Raw genomic sequence first — 22,404 nt, forward strand, 5'->3', positions numbered from 1 at the left:
GCCAATAAGTATTCTTTCGTGTGGAAAAAATCAACAGAGAAATGGGAAGCAACATTAAAAGAAAAAATTCAAGAAACACTTGAGTACATTCATGAATTGACACCATTAGAAGCTGGAACGGGAGAAAAGGAAACCGAACAACGTGAAGAGATCACCGAACATCATTTAGAGACAGTCGCTAAGGAGATAGAAGAAAAAGTTGAAACGCTAACAGAGGAAATAGAAAAGGAACCAGAGACAAAGATTCGTAAGGAAAAGCGCAAAGAATGCAGGAAATGGAAAAAACCTTTAAAGCTGATTCGGGAAAATTTCTTACCACGACTAGCTACATACAAGGAACAGAACGAAATCTTTGGCGACCGTAACAGTTATTCCAAAACAGACAAAGACGCAACCTTCATGCGCATGAAAGAAGATCATATGAAAAACGGTCAGCTCAAGCCAGGGTATAACGTGCAAATAGGGACAGAGAATCAGTTTATCTTGTTTTATACGATTCACCAACGACCTACAGACACGCGTTGTTTTATCCCACATTTGGAGAAACTGGCGGCTACTTCTTTACCGATGCCCAAAACAGTCATCGCGGATGCAGGATATGGCAGTGAAGAAAACTATGTATATGCGATTGGTGATGAGAAAGAGCCTCGATTGGATTTTCTCATTCCTTATGGATCCTATGTACGAGAACAGACACGCAAATACAAAAAGGATATCAAAAACGCGAAAAACTGGACCTATTGTGAGCAAGATGATTGTTTTATTTGCCCGAATGGAAGGAAAGTAACATTTAAAAAATATCAAAACCAAAAGAATCCATCTGGTTATGAACAAAGCTTCAAAATATACGAATGTGAAGATTGTACAGATTGCCCATTAAAAGCGAAATGCACGAAGGCGAAGGGCAATCGTCAAGTTCACTGGAATACCGTCTTCGAAGAAATGAAAGCGAAGGCAAAAACAGCCCTTGAATGTGAAGAGAAAGCCGCCATCTACGCTCGGCGCAAAGTCGAAGTAGAAAGTGTGTTCGGTCACATCAAGGGCAATCGGTCGTTCCGCAGATTTTCTTTGCGGGGCCTCGACAAGGTACATGTCGAGTTTGGGATTGTGGCGTTAGCCCACAACATACTGAAAGTAGCAGGCATCCGCCAGCTACTTTCGAAGAAAAATCGAAAAAATACAAAAGCAAGTGGAGAAAAACGGCTCGTTTTTCTCCACTTGTTTCATTTTAGGGACTTATCAGACAGCCCCTTTTCATTCATTGCCGGCTGCCAAATATTCATAGGCCTGAATCATAAACTCGATAGCAAGCCGCTTCTCAGGATTCATAAAATCAGCTCCTAGTAGCGATTCTAGCTTTTGAATGCGATGATAAAGCGTTTGTCTGACGACATATAAACGTTTGGCCGTTTCTTTTTTCGAACCATTGCAGGCCAAATAAACTTTTAATGTTTCCATCAGCTTACCATTATACTTTTTGTCATATTGAATCACCGGCTCCAGATATTCCATCATCATTTCATGCAAATCACCGTCCTTGTGGATAAGAGAAATAATTCTAGCTAAATGTAAATCTTCATAAAAACAGCTTTTTGTTTTTTGAGAAAGCTGCTGCTGGATTTTGCTTGTTTCAAGAGCGGTTTGATAGCTTTTATGAATAAGTGCAAGACTTTCCGCAAATTTTCCGACACTAAAAAAAAGGCACGGCATGTTTTTCATATTGGCAAATTCGGAGGCCATCAAGCGCTGAATTCCCGTTTGCATCCGCTGCTTCCATGTTTTCACGCTTCGTCTATCCACTAAAATAAACACGAGGCTGCCGGGCATCTCAATCGAGAAAGATTGGAACCCCTGCTGTTCCAGCATCGTGCGAAAGAGCAGCTTGAAATAAGTCATATCAAAAGCGGAAGGCTGCTTTAATGATTTAAATTTGCAAATACAGACACAGCCGCCTTTTGGCTTTAGCTCAACATCATGGTCAGCTAAATAGTCCAAAATCGTTTGTACGCTATGTTCGCCCTCCAGCCACCCTTTTAGCCATTCTTGCTCCCTTGCTCTTTTCTTCTCTTCAACATATAAATCGCGCAACAAATACTGGGCGAGAGCCGTCGCCGTTCGATCTAAAATCAGCAAGTCAAACTCGCTAATATCCCGGTCTGTAGAAATCATCGACAGCTCCGCATATTCATGGCTAAAAAGCTGGATCGACTGGGAAGCCGCTTTTTTCGTTGGCTGAGCCACTTGTTTGAGCCATAGCTGTTGTTTTTCTTCACAGCACTCCGGAACAAATTCAACTTCCTTGCCATGCATGCGAAAGAGAATTTGATGACCTAAATACCGATGCAAATATTTTAAAATTTCGTTGTAATGCTCAATCGACAAGAGCTTTTGATTTAACTGCTGGGAATAAGCTTCTAAATTGGAGATCATTTGATAGTGTTGATTAATTAAATAAGCGTGGATATCTTGAGTAATTTCAACGAATGGAACTTCTTTTAAAAAAAGGATGATTGGAAAGTGGTGCTCGTTCGCTAGCTGAATCACTTCTGGCGGGATGGATGACGTGTAGGTTCCGATTTCGATGCATAACCCGGAGGCATCGCTTTCAATCAATTGCTCCACAAAGGAAAGGAATAACTCTCCATTTTCTTTCCATCCTACACCCGTAGATAAAATAAGTTCTTTTCCATTTAATAGTTTATGAATCTTCGTCACTTCCACCACATGTACCCATTTGACCGTCCGGTGCAATCCTTGATGTCCTGCAATGACTTGAGTATGCTCAAAGTGCTTTCTGTTTAATACGTCCAAAACAGTAAATTGAAAATGCTCGTGCACTCCTTCCCCTCCTCTATCAACGGAGATTGTCCCATCACACTAAATAATTATTCACCGCAAACCAATCGATTCCTCCTTTTTATTCATGCAAATCTCAGATATGTACATCGTGTAATGGCTGCCTTTGAACCACTCCTACTTTTGCTTTGAAGTGAGAGATTCCTGCGCTTTCACTTCTTACGAAAGGAGAATCACTAGGCGATCCCCATAGTTCCTATGGTTTCATTGTCCAAACAAGACAACAATCGAAATCCTTCTTTTAGAATGTTTTTACTTGCGTTTAAATCTCTTGATGTGTTCCGTAAGATGGGCCTATCCATTCACGAAGGTTGAGATTCTTAACATCTTTGTTTTAGTATCCACAGCACGAACATAGAATAGTGGATCTCGACACCTTTGTCCTCTCCTTTAAAATCCTTTTTATTTTATCATTCGCCTTTCCATCGAACGATTCGAATAAGGAGAAACAGCGCAAGAAAACATGGTATCCCTTCGTAAGAAAAACTAAATAACTAGATGCAAAAATAAAGGTAGACAAAGCCAAGATGACTTTTGTCTACCTTTCTCCTTTTCGCTGATTGTCATAAAGATTTGGAAAGACTGCTTCTCTCCTTGGCTGTCAAAAGTCATTAGGACGATCGCTTCATTTGCTGAATCAGCAAAGAAGCAACATATTTTCTGGCATCAGCTGTTTGAATGTGCAATGTTTGCAAAGGCTGTTTTAGCTCAGAAGCAACTGGAGTTGGCAGCGCAAATTCTATAAACGCGCCGCTTAAATTTTCATGAACACGCTTGATTACATACCCTCGACGAAGCAATGCATCCATTCGCTCGCGTTCCACCAGAAACTCTTGATAAGACACCGTATCTCCTCCTTTATATCTACCATCTAGCCAAACAGCAAGACCGTAAGTCCTCTCTCTTTGTAGCCCATTCTATTAAATAGTTAATTTCTCATTTTCGTTTAGAACGGCATATTTTCCATATTTCTCCCGTTTTAAATATTGGCCATAGCCCGGCTTCCCGACAAAGACTTTGTCACGTACGACAAACTCACCTCTCGAAAGCACCGATATTGGTTCTCCCGCCACTTTCATTCCTTCAAACGGGTTATAGTCAACGGCCATATGATGGGTTTCAGCGGAAATCACCCGTTCCACATTCGGATCAAAAATGACCAAGTCGGCGTCAGAGCCAACAGCGATCGTTCCTTTTTTCGGAAATAATCCAAACAGCTTCGCGATTCTCGTCGATGTAATGTCGACAAACTGGTTGAGGGTGATTCGTCCTTTCTTTACACCTTCACTAAATAAAATGCTGAGTCGATCTTCAATGATGGGGCCCCCGTTTGGTATTTTCGTAAAGTCGTCTCTTCCCAGCTCTTTCTGTCCTTTAAAATCAAATGAGCATTGATCGGATCCCAATGTTTGCAGTTGTCCATTTTTTAAGGCATTCCATAACACTTCTTGGTGCCATTTTTCACGAAGCGGCGGTGACCATACATATTTAGCCCCCTCAAAGTTCGGTTTTTCTAAGTATGACTGATCTAGCACCAAATATTGCGGACATGTTTCCCCCCACACATTTAATCCTTTATTGCGCGCTTCGGCGATTTTTTCGACCGCTTGTGCACAAGACACATGGACGACATAAAGCTGGGAGTCGGCCAGCTGCGTCAGCTGACAAGCGCGGCCTGTCGCTTCTCCTTCCAATTCCGGGGGCCGAGTAAGCGCATGATAAATAGGCTCTGTGTGACCTTCAGCGAGCGCTTGCTTTGTTAAATAATCAATCACATCTCCATTTTCGGCATGAACCATGACGAGGGCGCCAAGCTGTTTGGCGGCAGAAAGCGTTCTGTACAAAGTGCCGTCGTCTGCTTGGAACACATTTTTGTAGGCCATAAATACTTTAAAGGATGTAATCCCTTCTTCTTCGATCACCTTTGGCAATTCGCTTAATACATCATCATTGATTTCGCTAATCATCAAATGGAAGCCATAATCAATAACGGCTTTGCCTTTCGCTTTGTTGTGCCAGGTTTCAATGGCCTTTGCCAGCGGCTCCCCTTTATTCGTTAAACAAAAGTCAATCACCGTCGTTGTTCCGCCAAATGCCGCGGCGATCGTTCCCGATTGAAAATCATCCTTTGTCACGGTACCGCCAAACGGCATGTCTAAATGGGTATGCGGATCAATTCCTCCTGGAAAAACATAGCATCCTTTTGCATCAATGATTTCAGCATCATGCGGACTGACATGTTCGCCAATCGCCGCAATTTTTCCATCTTCAATTAGCACATCTGCATGATAAACATCCGCTGCCGTTACAATCGTTCCATTTTTTATCAGTCTTTTCATAAAAATAGCTCCTCCTTGTTCTTTACTTAGCTTCCGCATTAGAAACTGTCAGTGCACCAATCGCCGCTTGGCGTTCGTTCCATGTCATCGGCGGGCACTCGCTCGGAAGTTCAACCATATCAATCGCACCGTCCACAGGACAGACAAGCGAACATAAATTGCATCCTACACAATCTTCCTCCCGCACTTTTAAATACTCACGGCCAGTTGCGTCAGCAAGGCGATCGATGCATTGGTGGGATGCATCTTCACAAGCGATATAGCATTTATTACAATTAATGCACACATCTGTGTTAATACGGGCAGCTACTTTATAGTTCAAATCAAGATTGCCCCAATCCGAATATCGATGGACAGCTTTGCCGACAAGATCCATCACCGAAGCAATCCCTTTGCTGTCAAGATAATGCTGGAGCCCTTCCACCATGTCCTCGATAATGCGGAAGCCATGATGCATCACCGCCGTGCACACTTGCACTCCCGTTGCTCCCATCAGCATAAATTCTACGGCTTCCTTCCAGCTTGATACCCCGCCCATGCCGGAAATTGGCACATTAATTCGCGGGTGTCGAGCGCACTCAGCTACCATATTTAGGGCGATCGGCTTCACCGCTGGACCGCAATAACCGCCATGCGCGCCTTTTCCTGCGACATGCGGAATGGTATGCCACGTATCCAAATCGACCCCCATTAAGCTGTTGATTGTATTGATCATGCTGATGGCATCAGCTCCTCCTTGAACAGCGGCCTCCGCTGTTGCTGTAATATCCGTAATATTAGGGGTTAATTTGACAATAACCGGTTTTTCCGCGACTTCTTTGACCCAATATGTCTGCTTTTCTACTAACTCTGGTACCTGCCCCGATGCCGATCCCATTCCGCGTTCCGCCATTCCGTGCGGACAGCCGAAGTTTAATTCAAATCCATCCACTCCCACATCCTGTACTCTTTTTACAATTTCATGCCATTTTTCCCTTTTTGGCTCGACCATAAGAGAAGCGATAATGGCATGATTAGGAAATCGTTTTTTTGTTTCATAAATTTCCTTTAAGTTCACCTCAAGCGGACGATCCGTAATCAATTCAATGTTATTAAATCCCGCGATCCGTTGACCGTTGAAGCTGATGGCCGCAAACCGCGACGATACATTTAAAATCGGTTCGCCAAGTGTTTTCCAAACGGCTCCGCCCCATCCAGCTTCAAATGCTCGTTGCACCTGGTATCCCGAGTTCGTCGGCGGCGCAGACGCCAACCAGAACGGATTAGGAGACTTGATTCCCGCTAAATTCACGCTTAAGTCGGCCATTGTTGTATTCCCCCTTCATTTAAGCCGTCTCGCTTATGTGTTTTTCTAAATATTGATGAATCGCATAAGCAGCCTCTTTTCCTTGCTGCGCAGCTGTGACTACCATCGCTTCACCTTGTCCTTTGCCGAAAACGATATCGCCGCAAGCAAATATTTTTGGATGAGAGGTTTGATAGCTTCCCTGACGAACCCGAACAACTCCAGCATCGTGCTCTAATCCAAACTCCGTGATTAAATCCAAGTGCCGCATCTGGCCAATCGCCTTAATCACGGCATCTACCTGCATGACAAATTCCGATCCTTCAATCGGAACCGGACGCCGTCGCCCATCTTGATCCGGCTCCCCTAATTGCATGCGGACGCATTCGATATGAGTGACTCTTCCTTTCTCATCGCCGATGATTCGTTTAGGAGCCGTCAACCAACGAAACTCGACTCCTTCCTGTTTGGCAAATTCGTATTCAAAATCATACGCTGTCATCTCTTCCTTTGTCCGGCGATATAAAATTTTTACGTTTTCCGCTCCTAGCCGTATCGAACATGTTGCCCCGTCAATCGCTGTATTTCCAGCACCAATGACAACAACCTTTTTCCCTACCAACCGATCCGTTAACGGCTTGGTTTTCGTTTCTTTAATGAGTTCAATCGCGTCATATACCCCTTCTAAATCCTCTCCTTCAATTCCCAGCATCGGAACTTTCCCCATCCCCGCAGCCAAAACAACCGCATCATAGCTTTCTAAAATCTCGTTTGCAGTTATATCTCTTCCTACCTTTGTGTTCGTCCGAATCTCCACACCTAAACGCTTGACTTGGTGAACTTCCCACAATGGCACGCTCCGCGGAAGACGGAATGAAACAATCCCATACGCATTTAACCCACCGGCTTCCTTTTCTGCTTCAAAGATTGTCACGCTGTACCCCATAAGCGCCAGTTCCCTAGCTGCTGACAATCCTGCCGGTCCGCCGCCAATGACCGCTACCGCCCTACCGTTTGTTCTTCCTGCTTGAAATAGTGATTCATCATTTTTTATGGCCCAATCTGTCGCATACCGCTGCAAGTTTCCGATCATAATCGGTTTTGTCGAATGGTTCAGAACACAGGCTCCTTCGCATAGCTCCTCTGTCGGACATACTCTCGCGCAGCTTGCCCCTACAGGATTTGACAGCATAATAGTTTTTGCTGCCCCTTTCAGATTCCCTGATGCAATCTTTTTGATGAAGGTGGGAATATCGATTCCTGTCGGACAAGCCTTAATACAGGGGGCATCATAGCAATATAAGCAGCGATTCGCTTCCTCAATCGCCTCTCGATTGGTCAATCCAGATGCGGCTTCTTGAAAGTTTTTCGATAAATCGAATGAGGATTGATTCATGGCACACAGCCTCCTTCTCATTTTTTATTTTAAAAAAGGGAATAGAGCTAAAACCCTAATCCCTTCAAGAAACGATGTCTGCATCTTTAAGAACGCTGCTAGATCTCCATCTGTTTAGGACCACCAGCTTGTTTATTTGCCTTTGCTAAGGCTACGATACAAGATTCCTAAATATAAAAATCTGTTGAGCAGCTTCGCCCTTCTTTCAGTAAACGCTCACGCTTTTGCTACGGCAAACGAGGCTATGGCTGTCTTCATGTTCAAGTTTCCAGATTAGTCTAGCGAAAAAAGAAACGCTTTTCTAACCATGGCATCAATCGTACATGTCCATCTGTACTTTTTAGCATGAGAAAAGCGGTGGATGAGCTCTGCCTTATAATCTATGAGACATACCTATATTTCATTCCTTATGATTGAGTTAAACTTAGAATCACTTTTTATTAACAGAAAAATTAAAATATTTAAACATATTTTACTTGGTAGCGCTAAGCTTTTCATTATACATTTTGTTAAATAAAGAGGTTTGTTGATTATTCAACATGTCCATTTTATTCCTTTTACGATGCTGCATTGCCGCGATAAATAAAAAAGAGAGCGGCCAGCATAAACAATAGCCCAAAAAGCCGATTCATATTCATCGGAATTTTAGGTACGCCAAATAAACCAAAATGATCAATGACCATACTAATAACAAGTTGTCCGACGATAGCAGCCAAAATAGCAGCAGCCGCTCCTACTTTTGGAACTGAAATAATCGTAATCGTCACAAAAGCGGCCCCTAACAAACCTCCCAACAAATTCCATTTAGGAACTTGAAGCAACTGCACCAACTGTCCTTTGCCAAAAAATAAAGCGACAAACGTTAAAAATAAGGTACCGACAAAAAAGGAAGTAAAGGCTCCTTCAAGACTCCCTATTTTCTTTCCAAGGCTTCCGTTAATCGGCGCTTGCAGCCCTGCTAGCATTCCGCCTACTAAAGATAATAAAATGTACAACCATTTCATACTTCTTTCTCCCTTTCATTCATGTTTGTACAAACGATATCAAATGTTGTATGGTTATAACGATTTTAAGCATTATTTCACAGCAAACTGACATCAACCTCTCCCACCTACACTTCGCTTAGAGGTGGGAGACTTCTCGGTGAATGTGTTAACTTCAGATGTCGTTAAATACGCATAGAGGGGACAATAAACTCTTTCCTCCTTTCTCTTCATTACATCGTCAAATAAGTGGTAAGAAAAAAACATTCGGGGTTTCCCGAACGCTTTTAACGGTCACTAACACTCTCTAGCAAAGCATCGCCCGCTTGACTTACTCGGACATAGGCGTAACGAGCTCGCTGCTGCAGTTCTATTCCTGTTTTTTCTGGAACAAAAAAGGATTCAATTCCATAAATGATCATATCTCCTTGCCACTTCCCATTGATGATGACTTCGCCCTTTTTCCGGATATACGACAAATCCTTTTTCCCGTTCATAACATATACGCGTGCAAAGCGGTAAACTCCTGCCTCATCTTTTTGCAAAATGAGTTGAACCTTTCCGTTCCCGCTCATTCCTGGAATCTGCGAAATTTCATAGCGCAGGCGAACATAATCACCCTGAAGTAAAGAACGCGGATCCATCGGCATGAGCTCCAACTTTACCACTTCTCCATTTCGCAAAAGCCTTTCTTTATCAAATACGGTATAGCCGATAAAAACGATTTGCAGCGCGATAATCATAAGCAAAGGAATCCATTTGCTGCGAACCCAACTTACTTGTTCGTTTGGCAGAAGATGTTTCTTTTTTTCTAAAAATATTGTACCTGCCAGCACGAGAATTCCAAAAATCAACAGACTTATGGCTTTGTCGAGAAGGCTCCATGCAAATTCGTAATATTTTAAAACAAGAAATAGCCACAAATAAAACCAAGCAATCCCTAATCCAATGGGCTCCTGTTGCTTCGATTGAAAAGCGATCCATCCTGCTGTGATGAATATCAATAAAAGATTCGCCAATACCACCCAAAGATCAAGAGCAAAAAAATCCATACTTGTTAATAATAAAAGAGACCCCATGCCTATAAAGAGAGACAAACGCTGAGTATGCTTCCGCTGGTGGGATGCCATATATAAAAACGCATTCAACAGGACAACGAATAAAAGAGCAAGGCGCAGCTTGTCGCTCCATTCTTCGACAATGAGCATTCCGAAAGCAGATAATGCTACATGAGTAAGGAGCTTAATCCCCGTTTTTTCTGATTTAAAGTATCCAACAAGCAGGACCAGAAAATAGGTTGTGACAATCCAAATGGAAATATCCATGGATGCAATCACACCAACTCCATAACCGATCGCAAGCAGCGTGCAGCGAACTACATCATTCCAGCTTTGCGTAAGCATCCCTGGCAAAACAAACGCTCCGACGGATAAAGCAAATAATAGATTTGACGAGAAATGATGGGTCCAAAGCGAAAAAAGGCCCATAATACTTGAAATGGCAATAATGGAAGCAACGGCTGTGACAATAGCCTGAAACACAGCTAAAAAAGTGGTTCCAGCGTTTTCTTCCATTGCCCAATTTCTTAACCTCTTCAGCAAAAACAGACTTCCATAAACAATCCCCGCCGCCAACAGCAGACCTGCAAGCAAAACACCTTCTTGAAAATGCCGGGCCACAAATCGGAAATATTGGACAATCAAAAATCCTCCTGCAAATAAACTTGTGATAAGGACATAGGAGCGATGCTTAACAATCGCGAAAAAATAATAAAGAAACACGAGCAAAAGCAATGAATACACATAAGGCCACCACGTAAAGCTGCCTTCAGTCAAACCGGATCCGACAATCAAGAACAACCATCCTTGCATGGCCACATACAAAAGATAGGAAACAAAAGAAGAACGGTGGAGAAAAAAAACAGCTCCATTCACAGCTGCAAACACAAGCAGAAATAAAAAGGATACCCACTGATCTCTTTCAGTCTGATAAGAGGACGGAAAATAATAAAACCAAAAGGTTAGTTGCAGCAGCACAGCACTTAAGACGCGAAAGGGCTCATAACGAGTGATGAGCGCAAATACAGCACTTGGTATAAACCAAATGAAGAAAAGCCAAAAGCTATCCGCATGTGAATTATAAATTTGTCCTATCAGCGCAACAGAAACCCCAAATCCAATGGCTCCTGCCACAAACAGCCATTGGCTCAAAAAATCGTGGCGATTCATGACATAAGCCAACAAAATACTGATGCCATACAATAAACACATAACCCCTATACTTACTACTATCTTTTCCAATCGATCAAATCCTTGCCAATTAGCAGCAAAAAAATAAATCACAGCAGCCATCACCAGCCCGATTCCCATAAAATACCCGGCCTTTACAAGACGAAGGTTCATTGTCTCGCCTCTCTTTCTTCATTTATCATGGCTACATACATTTCTTGACTCAGGTGTGTTGATGATCCAATAAAAACCAATTGACATTGTTTGAGGGAAGAGGCAGAAATCTTGTATCTAGCTAGATCATTTCATATTTTCAGTAAAATAATGGAGCATCAACACTTGTGTTCTTGATTTTATTATACCATAATGACACATATAAACCTTGTCCATTTATTGGGGTGCGACCTTCTTTTCCGCATAACCATACATTCGTTCCAATCATTTACAAGCAATCCTCAATACGTTATAATAAATTAACAGCATTTTAATTTTTTTCCTATCATAAACAATTATTAGAACAATGATTCTTCTCTAATCAGTCAAGGGAGTGAAACAATGAAAACGGCCGTTGTGTTTGGCGCTACTGGGGGAATGGGAAGCGCATTAGTCGAAGCCCTTATCAAACGTAAAATATATGTGATAGCGGTAGCCCGTTCAAAACCAACATTATTAGATAAACAGCAAAACTGGGGAAACCTCACAAGCATCCTGCCCGGCGATGCTATGAATCTCGAGGATGTCGAAGCCGCCGTAGCAAAAGGAGACATGGTCTTTCATGCTATCAACCTTCCCTATCAACATTGGGACCCTAATCTAACGATTATTCTTTCAAACATTTTAGAAGCGTGCCGAATCTACAATAAACCGTTTGTTTACGTAGATAATATTTATTCATATGGTTTGCAATCTCAAAAAACAACCGAAGCGTCTCCTAAAAAACCGCATACAAAAAAAGGAAAACTACGGTTAAAGCTGTTGGAGCAAATTGAACAATCTAGCATTCCATACCTAATCGCCCATTTTCCTGATTTTTACGGCCCCAACGCAGGAAACACCCTTCTTCATTTTACATTTCAGCAAATGCTAAAAAGGAAAATGGCTTTTTATGTTGGCGATCCTTCCATTCAAAGAGAATTTATTTACATTAAAGATGGAGCAGAAGCATTAGTAGAATTATCGCTGCGTCATGATTGTTTTTATCAATCATGGAATATACCAGGAGCCGGAACGATTTCCGGAAAAGAAATCGCTGAAATTGCCGGAGGCTATTTAAACGCTAACATCCGCATCAAACCCATCTACAAATGGATGATTCAACTTGTCGGGATGTTTAATCCTTTTATGAGAGAATATGCAGAAATGATGTATTTAAACGAAAAGCCAGTCATATTAGATGGCGGCAAATATGAAAAAACCGTCGGTCCGATTCCGCAAACTCCTTATGCAGTCGGTATTAAAGAAACGTTAAAGCATATGCAATCGTAGTTTTCTTCTATAACCAAACTCTTTATGAACCTCTCCCGCCTCCCCTTCGTTTCAAAACGGGAGATTTCTCGATAGATAAGTTCAAGGGAAGATGGGGCGGATGAACTAGAAACGAACACCGCCATCTGCTTGTTCGTTCGAACATTATCGTTTTTAGATTGGATTTATAGACTTGTGATTTAGGCACTCGACTATAAAAAACGGAAGGGACCTTGAAGATCTCTTCCGCTTTTTTAACATCATCTATACAATTACGGTAAATAGGTCACTCCCATTAAGAAACGGTCCACTTCTCTTGCTGCTTCCCGACCTTCATGAATGGCCCATACGACTAAGCTTTGACCGCGTCTCGCATCACCTGCAGCAAACACTCCCTCTACATTGGTTGTATATTGACCATAAGGAGCCTTCACTTTTTGATTGACGGTTTCGACTCCAAATTGCTGTAAAAGAGGCTGTTCAGTGCCTTCAAAGCCAATAGCAATAAACACTAAATCACACGGCCACACTTGTTCGGTCCCAGGAATTTCTTTAAATACCGCTCTTCCGCTTTCATCTGTGATTTTTTCCATTTGAATCGTATGCAGCTCTTTGACTTTGCCCTGTTCATCCCCAACAATTTTTTTCGTTTGAATACAGTACTGCCGAGGATCTGCACCAAATTTCACTTTTGCTTCTTCATAGGCGTAGTCTAATGTAAACACAAGAGGAAACTGCGGCCAAGGATTATTTTCAGCGCGCTGTTGCGGTAAGGCCGGATGCTTGCCAAACTGAACGACGCTTTTACATTTCTGTCTTAGCGCCGTAGCCACACAGTCCGCCCCCGTATCTCCGCCGCCAATGACAATCACATGCTTATCGCGCGCATCAATCAAACCGTCATCGGTAAAGTTGGAATCAAGCAGGCTTTTGGTCGTCAATGTTAGATAGTCCATAGCAAAATGGATGCCTTCAAGCTCTCGGCCTTCAATGGCCAGATCGCGTTGCTTTTGAGCGCCTGTACATAAAACGACCGCATCGTATTGTGAACGCAGTTCATCAGCTGTGATGTCTCTTCCTATCTCCGTATTCGTGACAAATGAAATTCCCTCTTCTTCTAAAAGGCGGGCTCTTCGTTCCACGACTTCTTTTTCAAGCTTCATGTTTGGAATGCCATACATCAATAAACCACCGATGCGGTCTGCCCGCTCATAAACCGTAACGGAATGTCCGGCTTGGTTTAACTGATCGGCGCAGGCTAGACCCGCCGGCCCCGATCCGACAATCGCCACCTTTTTCCCTGTCCGTTTTTTCGGAATCCTTGGCTGAATCCATCCTTCGGCAAACCCTTTATCAATAATAGCGCGTTCAATGCCTTTAATTGCCACAGCTGGATCTGAAATCGCCACCGTACAGGACCCTTCACACGGCGCAGGACATACCCTTCCTGTAAACTCTGGGAAATTATTTGTTTTTAAAAGGCGGTCTAATGCCTCCTTCCATCGGCCGCGGTAAACAAGATCGTTCCATTCCGGAATCAAGTTATGAATCGGACATCCAGAGGTTAATCCGTTCCATTCCATGCCCATATGGCAGAAAGGAGTCCCGCAATCCATACAGCGGGCACCTTGTCTTGCCAACGTTTCATCAGAAAACGGAAATGTATATTCCTTCCAATCATCTAAGCGGGAAAGTGGCTGACGCTTCATTTCTTCTTCACGCGCATACTCCATAAAGCCTGTTGCTTTGCCCATTGTCATTCCCCCTCCTTTTCCGCTGTGCAGAGGCTATCGCCTATTTTGCGATCGCCTCTAAATTTGCATGCTGAATGTCAATCGACTTTTTTTGCTTTGCCACCACTTCGAATGCCGTTAAAAGTGCTTTTTCCTTCGAGAGACCTGAACGTTCCATTTCTTCGATTGTTTCTATCATTAATTTGTAGTTTTTCGGGATGACTTTGATAAATTTCGCGACAAATTCTTCCCAATGAGCCAATACATGAGCGGCTCTTGGACTGCCGGTATATTGATAATGCTTCGTCATCATTTCTCGTACCCGCTTGATTTCTTCTTCGTTTTCCAGCTTCTCAAACAATACCATTTCGTTGTTCGCTGTACGCATAAATTGTTCTGCGTGATCGGCCAATACATAGGCGATACCGCCAGACATTCCCGCCGCAAAATTTTTACCGACGGCCCCTAGGATAACAACACGCCCTCCTGTCATATATTCACAGCCATGATCGCCGATTCCTTCGACAACCGCATTCACGCCGCTATTTCTTACGCAGAATCGCTCTCCTGCCCGTCCGCGAATATAGGCTTCGCCGCTAGTGGCCCCATAAAACGCGACATTCCCGACTATAACGTTATCACCCGAAGAGAAAGCGGCTTCCTCTGGCGGAAGGACAATCACTTTTCCTCCAGAAAGCCCTTTTCCAATATAGTCATTGGCGTCACCGGTCAAGGTCATTGTCATTCCTGTTGGCACAAATGCCGCAAAGCTTTGGCCAGCAGATCCATAAAAATGGAAACGTATAGTATCTTCAGGAAGCCCTTCTTCGCCATAGCGCTTCGATATTTCGCTACCGACAATCGCTCCAACTGTGCGATGGATATTTCGGATGGAAAGATGCTTCTCTACTGGCTCCCCATTCTCTATCGATGGAACGGCAACCGGCAACAGCTCATGCCAATCAAGCGACTCTTCGATTTTATGATATTGCGGTCGCGCAAAAGTACGCGGTCCGTCCACTTGATAGAGCAATCGAGATAGATCAAGATGCTTGGATTTCCAATGCTGCTTCATACGTTCGCTCACTTTTAATACATCGACGCGTCCAACCATTTCATCGATGGTCCGAAAACCGAGCTCTGCCATCATTTCTCTTACTTCTTGAGCGATGAAATACATAAAATTCACAACATGTTCTGGTTTTCCCATGAATTTTTCGCGCAGTTCCGGATTTTGCGTAGCTACCCCAACCGGACATGTATCTAAATGACAGACTCTCATCATGACACAGCCGAGAACCACCAACGGCGCTGTAGCAAATCCAAATTCTTCAGCACCGAAAAGAGCAGCCATCACCACATCGCGACCTGTCATCAGCTTGCCGTCTGTTTCCAAAACAACGCGGTCGCGCAGACCATTTAACATGAGCGTTTGATGCGTTTCAGCAAGCCCCAGCTCCCAAGGAAGACCCGCATGCTTAATACTTGTTTTCGGCGACGCTCCTGTACCGCCATCATAGCCGCTAATAACAATGACATCGGCCGCCCCTTTAGCTACACCTGCCGCAATCGTTCCCACTCCAGCCTTCGAAACAAGTTTGACGCTAATACGCGCTTCTCGATTCGTGTTTTTCAAGTCGTAAATAAGCTGAGCTAAGTCTTCGATTGAATAAATATCATGATGCGGAGGTGGAGAGATTAGCTCAACTCCTGGCGTAGAACCGCGAACCTTGCCGATCCAAGGATACACTTTGTTTCCTGGCAGTTGTCCTCCTTCACCGGGCTTTGCTCCTTGTGCCATTTTGATTTGCAGTTCATCCGCATGAACTAAGTAATGGCTTTTCACCCCAAAACGGCCTGAAGCGATTTGCTTAATGGCGCTTTTGCGAAGATCGCCGTTTTCATCAGAAACGTATCGGCTTGGGTCCTCTCCGCCTTCACCGCTATTGCTTTTCCCGCCAATGCGGTTCATCGCGATCGCCAGCGCTTCATGAGCTTCCTGGCTCAATGAGCCATAGGACATCGCTCCTGTTTTAAAGCGGCGCACAATCGACTCTACCGGCTCTACTTCTTCGATTGGAACCGGTTTTCTTGTTTTATCAAATTCGAACAAATTTCGCAAAAATGTCATGCGTTCTTCATTTGCCATTTTGCTATATTCCTTAAAGAGCTGATAGTCATTTTTTCGGCAAGCCCATTGAAGCGTATGAATCGTCTTTGGATTAAACGCATGATGCTCGCCGTTTCTTCGCCACTGGAACTCGCTGCCCGAATCCAGTGTCGCTTCCCGTTCCGTTGACTGGAATGCTCTCTCATGGCGCAATTTCGCTTCTAATGCAATCTCATTAAGCCCAATTCCACCGATTTGTGAGGCGGTTCCAGTAAAATACTGGTTTATCACCTCTTCGCCGATGCCGACCGCTTCAAAAATTTGTGCTCCTCGATAACTTTGCACCGTCGAAATCCCCATTTTTGACATAACTTTGACTACGCCATCTGTCGCTGCTTTTTTATATTTACTCACCGCATCCTCGTAAGAATAAGACAGCACTTCTTTTTGGATCGCGTCGCGAATCGTTTCGAATGCCAAATAAGGATTCACTGCATCAGCCCCATATCCGATCAAGGCCGCAAAATGATGAACCTCTCGCGCCTCCCCGCATTCGACGATAATGCTTGCATTCGTGCGCGTTCCTTTGCGAATTAAATGCTGATGAAGCGCACTCACCGCCAAAAGCGGCGGAATAGCGATATGCTGCTCATCCATGCCGCGATCAGAGAGAATAAGAAGCGTTTTCCCTTCCCTTATAGCAGCATCTGCTGCTTCACAAAGCTGATCGAGTGCATGTTTCAAATGATCTGTGAATAATGACGGCAGCACAGCACAGCGAAACTCTGGGTACGGATTTGCTTTAAGCGCAGCAAGCTCTTCATTCAAAAGAATCGGAGAGTCTAAGCGGATGCGGCGGGCCGCTGATGCATCCGGATGAAGAATATTTCCTTCTTTTCCGAGGAGTGTCATCGTGGAGGTGACGATGTATTCACGAAGCGAATCGATCGGCGGATTTGTCACTTGCGCAAACAACTGCTTAAAGTAGTTAAACAAGCTTTGCGGCTGATCTGATAACACCGCAAGCGGCGTGTCATTCCCCATGGCTCCGACAGGGTCCTTCCCATCTTTGACCATTGTGAAAATCGTCTTTTCCACATCTTCGTGTGTGTAGCCAAACGCCTTCTGCTTGACAACCAGCTCCTCCATCTGCTCCATTTGCTCTGGAATTGGCAAATCTTCCAACGATATCAACTGTTCTTGAAGCCATTGCCGATACGGCTGTTCTTTGGCAATTTCTGCTTTGACCTCCTCATTGGAAATAATTCTTCCCTCTTCCAAATCGATTAACAGCATTTTTCCTGGGCTCAGACGATCTTTATACAAAATGTTTTCCGGCTCTAATTCAATCACTCCTACTTCTGACGAAAGCACGATGTAATCATCTTTTGTGACATAATAACGGGCTGGTCTCAACCCATTGCGATCCAAAATCGCCCCAATCTGTTTCCCGTCTGTAAACACAATGGCGGTAGGTCCATCCCACGGCTCCATTAAACAGCTATGATATTCATAAAATGCTTTTTTCTCGTCATCCATCTCATGATCCCAAAACCACGGCTCTGGAATCAGCATCATCGCCGCGTGTGCCGGCTTTTTGCCCGCTAGAACAAAAAATTCAAATGCGTTATCTAAAATGGACGAATCGCTGCCATTCATATCTAAAATCGGAGTGATTTTCGCTAAATCATCGCCAAAAAGCTCGGAGACAAATTGCTTTTCTCGCGCTGCCATCCAATTGATATTCCCGCGCAACGTGTTAATCTCACCATTATGAATCAAATAACGGTTTGGATGGGCTCTTTCCCAGCTTGGGAACGTATTGGTGCTGAAGCGAGAATGCACAAGGGCAAAGGCCGATTGAAACCGTTCGTCTTGAAGGTCAACATAGAACTCATCAAGCTGATCCGGAGTTAACAAGCCTTTATAAACAATGGTGCGGCTCGATAAGCTAGCAAAATAAAATTCGCTGTCAGAAATCAGCTTTTCCGCTTGCTTGCGTATGATATACAGCTTTCTTTCAAAAGCAAGCTGATCGACAAGATCACGGCTCGCTTCAATAAATACTTGGCGGATGTACGGCTTTGTCTGCCCAGCCTGTTTTCCGAGTTTTCTGATATCCACGGGTACCGTCCGCCATCCTAATAATGTTTGTCCTTCATTTTGAATGATCTCATTAATTTTATGTTCATAATCGATCCGCTCCTGCTCGTTTTCCGGCAAAAATACCATCCCAACACCGTATCTCCCTTTTTCGGGAAGACGCATTTTCCCACAAACCTGTCGAAAATAATCGTGCGGAATTTGTACCATAATGCCGGCGCCGTCTCCTGTTTCTGGATCGCTTCCTTGCCCGCCGCGATGCTCAAGCTGGCGCAGCATATGAAGTCCTTTTTTTATAATATCATGGGACGGCTTTCCTTTAAGATGGGCATATAAGCCGATGCCACACGCGTCATGTTCAAATTCAGGACGGTAGAGACCTTGTGCTTGCGGTAATCCGTAATGTTTCATTTGTCTTCTCCCCCATTCCTTTTACCGATAAAGTCTGTTATTGTAATTTTAGTTTCCAAAAATGATATAAACAATATATAATTCAGATTAAATCAATCTCATTTTGAGATAAATGAGAAGGAGAGAACAAAAATGGAGCTAAGGCAGCTAAAATACTTTGTTGAAGTCGCCAAGCGCGAACACGTATCAGAAACCGCTGAAGTGCTTCATGTCGCCCAATCCGCCATCAGCCGCCAAATCGCTAATTTAGAGGCTGAGCTCGGCGTCCAACTGTTTGAACGGGACGGGAGAAATGTGAGGCTTACTCCGGTTGGCCGTTACTTTCTTCCGCATGCTGAAACGGTTCTGCGAGCAGTCGACCATGCCAAGCAGCAAATCGATGAATATTTAGATCCAGAGCAAGGAACGATTAAAATTGGCTTCCCTTCTAGTCTGGCAAGTCACACCATGCCAATGGTGATCTCCGCCTTCAAAGAGCGGCATCCAAACGTAAAATTTCATTTGCGTCAAGGATCTTATCGATTTTTAATTGAGGCCGTAAAAAAAAGAGAGATCGATCTTGCCTTCCTCGGACCTGTCCCAACCGAGGAAAAAGGAATCAAAAAAGAGATTTTATTTATTGAATCTTTTGCCGTGCTGCTGCCGCAAAATCACCGGTTTGCTAAAAAAGAAAGCCTGCTGCTGAATGAGCTGCGCCACGAGCCGTTTGTTACTTTTCCAGCCGGTTACATTTTGCATAAAATTGTGCTTGATGCTTGTAAGCAGGCCGGATTTTCGCCAATCATCTCATCTGAGGGAGAAGATTTAGATGCCATTAAAGGGCTGGTGTCTGCCGGCATTGGCGTCACCCTGCTTCCTGAGAATACATTTTATGATACAATGCCGCGCTTTACCGTGAAAATTCCGATTTCCATGCCTGACGTCAAACGAAATGTGGGCATTATTCTTTCTGATTATCACGAGCCGGCGCCATCTGTGAAAGTATTTTATGAGTTTGTGAAGCAATTTTTCTCCGTTTTAGAGCGATATAAATAATGATAGAAAATTACAAAAAATGCTATAATAAACATAAGGAGGTGTTGAGAATGGAACTTTTTATCGGAGCAGTTCTTTTATTGTCTGGAGCGGTTGTCATCATGAAATTTTTAGGAAGCTCTCCTAGCCTAAAAAAACGTGATGAACACAATCAAAGCAAACCAATGGATGATTCGATCTATCCATCCCATCCATCAGGCCTGTAAACGAACCTAACCACACCTATAAGAAGACCCATTCCAAAGCAGAACCCCCATTTTTTCAACGGTCGGAAGAAAGCCTCTGACCGTTGAAAAGGGGCAAACTTCATATCAAAGGTTACGTTTCTCATTATTTTCATGACGGTGCCCTCCATACACTTGGAAAGGGAGCGAACGGACTCTAAAAAAATCGATACAACCTCCAAGCTCCTGACCTGAAAAGTTCTATTTCTCCACAAAGATAAAAGATTCTTTCCATTCCGCCCGTGGTTATGACATTTTTTCAACATGTAAGATCTAAGCGCAAATATAATATATAAAGTTTGAACGAATCCCATCTGTAAAAAACGCGATTGCAAGGCCAGTCAGCCACTTGCCTTTTCGTTGCACCTGCGCATGATGAAAACAACCGTCGCACTCCATATCCATGCCACCGCTACTATATATAATATAAAACCAACCACCTTCCCGTTTTTTAAATGCTTGCTTTTATCGTATTTTATTTTTATATAGATGTCCGTTCATTCTCAGGATCCACACACGATTTTCTCTGATGCTTTTGGTTCATTGTCGCTTTTCATTTCTGTCCATTTTTTAATGCCGATTTATATGGTTGCATGTGACGTTCAACTAGCACCATTGGTATCTCTATCCTTCTATTGACAAAGCAAATCAAACTATTATATTCTAGTAACATATTTTTTACTTAAACGCATAAAAGCATAAAAGCGTTTAAGTATTAAAGATCCAGAAAAAATTCTTGAACCTATCGCTTATTTTTTCAGCAAAAGAGAAGAAAGGAAGGAACAGCATGGAAAATCGTCAGCAAGACTTAAAGCGGGGACTGCTGCCTAGGCATGTCCAATTTATTGCTTTAGCTGGAATGATTGGCACCGGCATCTTTAAAGGCAGTTCAGACACGCTATCAATCGCGGGACCTGGGGTTGTTTTTGCTTATTTATTAGGGGGCTTGCTTTTATTTATCGTCATGTCGGCATTAGCGGAAATGGCCATCGCCCATCCAAACTCAAATGTTCAGCACCTGATAGATAAGGCGTTTGGCTTTCATGTCTCTTTTATTGCGGGCTGGCTCTACTGGATCAACTGGACGATTGTTATCATCGTTGAAATTTTAGCAGCAGGCAGCTTTCTGCAATATTGGTTTCCAGCCATTCCGCTATGGCTTTTAAGCTTGCTTTGCGCCAGCTTCATTTTCGCTATTAACTTTGTTCAAGTGAAATATTATGGAGAAATTGAGTTTTGGTTTGCCGCCATTAAAATTTTGGCGTTAACCGCCTTTATTGTTTTGGGCTGTTTGCTGTTAACAAACATCATCCCAGGACAAACAATCGATGCGCTCTCTCATTACACGGATCACGGCGGCTTTTTCCCTCACGGAATAACAGGGGTGCTAAGTGCCCTCTTAGTGGTGATGTTCTCATATGGCGGTGCGGAGTTAATCGGCGTCGCCGTGACAGAAACAAAAAATGCGGAACAAGTGCTGCCAAAAGTAGTGAAAGGAACGATGTGGCGAGTGATTTTGTTTTATATGCTCCCTATGCTTATTATTTGCGGTTTAATGCCGTGGGATAAAGTGACAGGCGAAAACAGCCCATTTGTCCAAGTATTAGATATGACCGGGTTGCCAGGAGCGGCCCATATTATGAACTTTGTTTTAGTGACAGCTGTTCTATCAGCGGCGAACTCGGGAGTATATGCAACTTCGAGAATGTTATATTCAATGGCACAAAACGGCGAAGCGCCAAAAGCTTTATTAAAAGTAAATAAGCAAGGGGTACCCATTATTGGGCTCACGATTGCAGCCATCTGTATTATCATCGGTTTATTTTTAGCTTATATCGCTCCCGGACAAATTATCAGTTATTTAATGAGCATTCCTGGATTTACTGTTCTTTTATTGTGGATCGGTATTTGCTTGGCCCAGTTAAAGCTGCGGTTTCGTTATCAACAAATCCCGGCATTTCATGTCAAGGGATTCCCGTACTTAACTAGTTTTGCCGCATTGTCTTTATCTTCCATTTTCATTTCTTTTCTTTTTAATCAAAACAATTGGATCGGTTCAGTAGTTTGCCTTGTAACGCTTTGTCTGCTTATTTTATTCTCTTTTATAGTCAAAGCAAAGACGAAACAGCCCAACAAACTAAACGACCGCTCGGCCGCCAATCTTTAAAAAATGAACCACTTGAACAGCAAGAGGCCAGTCAATGACTGGCCTCTTCATTATGCCATTCCCTTTAGAG

At 43.4% G+C, this 22,404-nt stretch carries 14 protein-coding genes and 1 pseudogene; 5 read left to right on the plus strand and 10 right to left on the minus strand.

Going from position 1 to position 22,404, the window contains the following annotated elements:
- Window positions 1-1,344: IS1182 family transposase (locus B6A27_RS11165; RefSeq protein WP_080862162.1), on the plus strand; the 1,344-nt coding region annotated here is incomplete at its 5' end.
- On the opposite strand, the gene B6A27_RS11170 is transcribed toward B6A27_RS11165, so the two are convergent.
- The 8 genes and pseudogenes from B6A27_RS11170 to B6A27_RS11200 form a co-directional block, all read right to left on the minus strand.
- Window positions 1,255-2,838, minus strand: a complete 1,584-nt coding sequence (locus B6A27_RS11170; protein ID WP_080862163.1) for a PucR family transcriptional regulator — start codon at window positions 2,836-2,838, stop codon at window positions 1,255-1,257. The two genes, B6A27_RS11165 and B6A27_RS11170, sit on opposite strands and share 90 nt — an antisense overlap.
- 194 nt (window positions 2,839-3,032) lie before the next feature.
- Window positions 3,033-3,238, minus strand: a pseudogene (locus B6A27_RS19300) (zinc ribbon domain-containing protein); the annotation flags it as partial.
- 229 nt (window positions 3,239-3,467) lie between these two features.
- Entirely contained in the window at window positions 3,468-3,701 is a 234-nt protein-coding gene (locus tag B6A27_RS11175) for a hypothetical protein (RefSeq protein WP_066147546.1), read from the minus strand.
- A 75-nt stretch (window positions 3,702-3,776) separates the two neighbouring features.
- Window positions 3,777-5,195, minus strand: coding sequence for a dihydropyrimidinase (gene hydA, locus B6A27_RS11180; protein WP_080862164.1), 1,419 nt, complete (start codon window positions 5,193-5,195; stop codon window positions 3,777-3,779).
- Between the two features lie 22 nt (window positions 5,196-5,217).
- On the minus strand, window positions 5,218-6,501 hold the full coding sequence (preA, locus tag B6A27_RS11185; RefSeq protein ID WP_066147542.1) for an NAD-dependent dihydropyrimidine dehydrogenase subunit PreA: 1,284 nt from the start codon (window positions 6,499-6,501) through the stop codon (window positions 5,218-5,220).
- A gap of 19 nt (window positions 6,502-6,520) precedes the next feature.
- Entirely contained in the window at window positions 6,521-7,876 is a 1,356-nt protein-coding gene (locus B6A27_RS11190) for an NAD(P)-dependent oxidoreductase (RefSeq protein ID WP_080862165.1), read from the minus strand.
- A gap of 557 nt (window positions 7,877-8,433) precedes the next feature.
- Window positions 8,434-8,880 (minus strand): DMT family transporter, encoded by a 447-nt coding sequence (locus B6A27_RS11195; protein ID WP_080862166.1) that lies wholly within the window; start codon window positions 8,878-8,880, stop codon window positions 8,434-8,436.
- Window positions 8,881-9,146: 266 nt separating this feature from the next.
- Complete coding sequence (locus B6A27_RS11200) at window positions 9,147-11,261, minus strand: GDYXXLXY domain-containing protein (RefSeq protein WP_080862167.1); 2,115 nt, start codon at window positions 11,259-11,261, stop codon at window positions 9,147-9,149.
- A gap of 381 nt (window positions 11,262-11,642) precedes the next feature.
- Here B6A27_RS11200 and B6A27_RS11205 point away from each other — a divergent pair, with 381 nt between their 5' ends.
- The gene (locus B6A27_RS11205) at window positions 11,643-12,572 is read left to right on the plus strand and encodes an NAD-dependent epimerase/dehydratase family protein (protein WP_080862168.1); all 930 of its coding nucleotides are present in this window, start codon (window positions 11,643-11,645) and stop codon (window positions 12,570-12,572) included.
- Between the two features lie 251 nt (window positions 12,573-12,823).
- On the opposite strand, the gene B6A27_RS11210 is transcribed toward B6A27_RS11205, so the two are convergent.
- Entirely contained in the window at window positions 12,824-14,305 is a 1,482-nt protein-coding gene (locus tag B6A27_RS11210) for a glutamate synthase subunit beta (RefSeq protein WP_080862169.1), read from the minus strand.
- Window positions 14,306-14,345: 40 nt separating this feature from the next.
- Entirely contained in the window at window positions 14,346-18,908 is a 4,563-nt protein-coding gene (gltB, locus tag B6A27_RS11215; RefSeq protein ID WP_080862170.1) for a glutamate synthase large subunit, read from the minus strand.
- A gap of 132 nt (window positions 18,909-19,040) precedes the next feature.
- Here gltB and gltC point away from each other — a divergent pair, with 132 nt between their 5' ends.
- From gltC to B6A27_RS11225, 3 genes are all read left to right on the plus strand, one after another.
- Window positions 19,041-19,943, plus strand: a complete 903-nt coding sequence (gene gltC / locus B6A27_RS11220) for a glutamate biosynthesis transcriptional regulator GltC (RefSeq protein ID WP_066147528.1) — start codon at window positions 19,041-19,043, stop codon at window positions 19,941-19,943.
- Window positions 19,944-19,993: 50 nt separating this feature from the next.
- On the plus strand, window positions 19,994-20,149 hold the full coding sequence (locus B6A27_RS18665; RefSeq protein ID WP_161491043.1) for a hypothetical protein: 156 nt from the start codon (window positions 19,994-19,996) through the stop codon (window positions 20,147-20,149).
- A gap of 805 nt (window positions 20,150-20,954) precedes the next feature.
- Entirely contained in the window at window positions 20,955-22,334 is a 1,380-nt protein-coding gene (locus tag B6A27_RS11225; RefSeq protein ID WP_080862171.1) for an amino acid permease, read from the plus strand.
- The last annotated feature ends 70 nt before the right edge of the window (window positions 22,335-22,404 follow it).

Origin of the sequence: Anoxybacillus sp. UARK-01, assembly GCF_002075365.1 — a bacterium.
Lineage (GTDB): Bacteria > Bacillota > Bacilli > Bacillales > Anoxybacillaceae > Anoxybacteroides > Anoxybacteroides rupiense.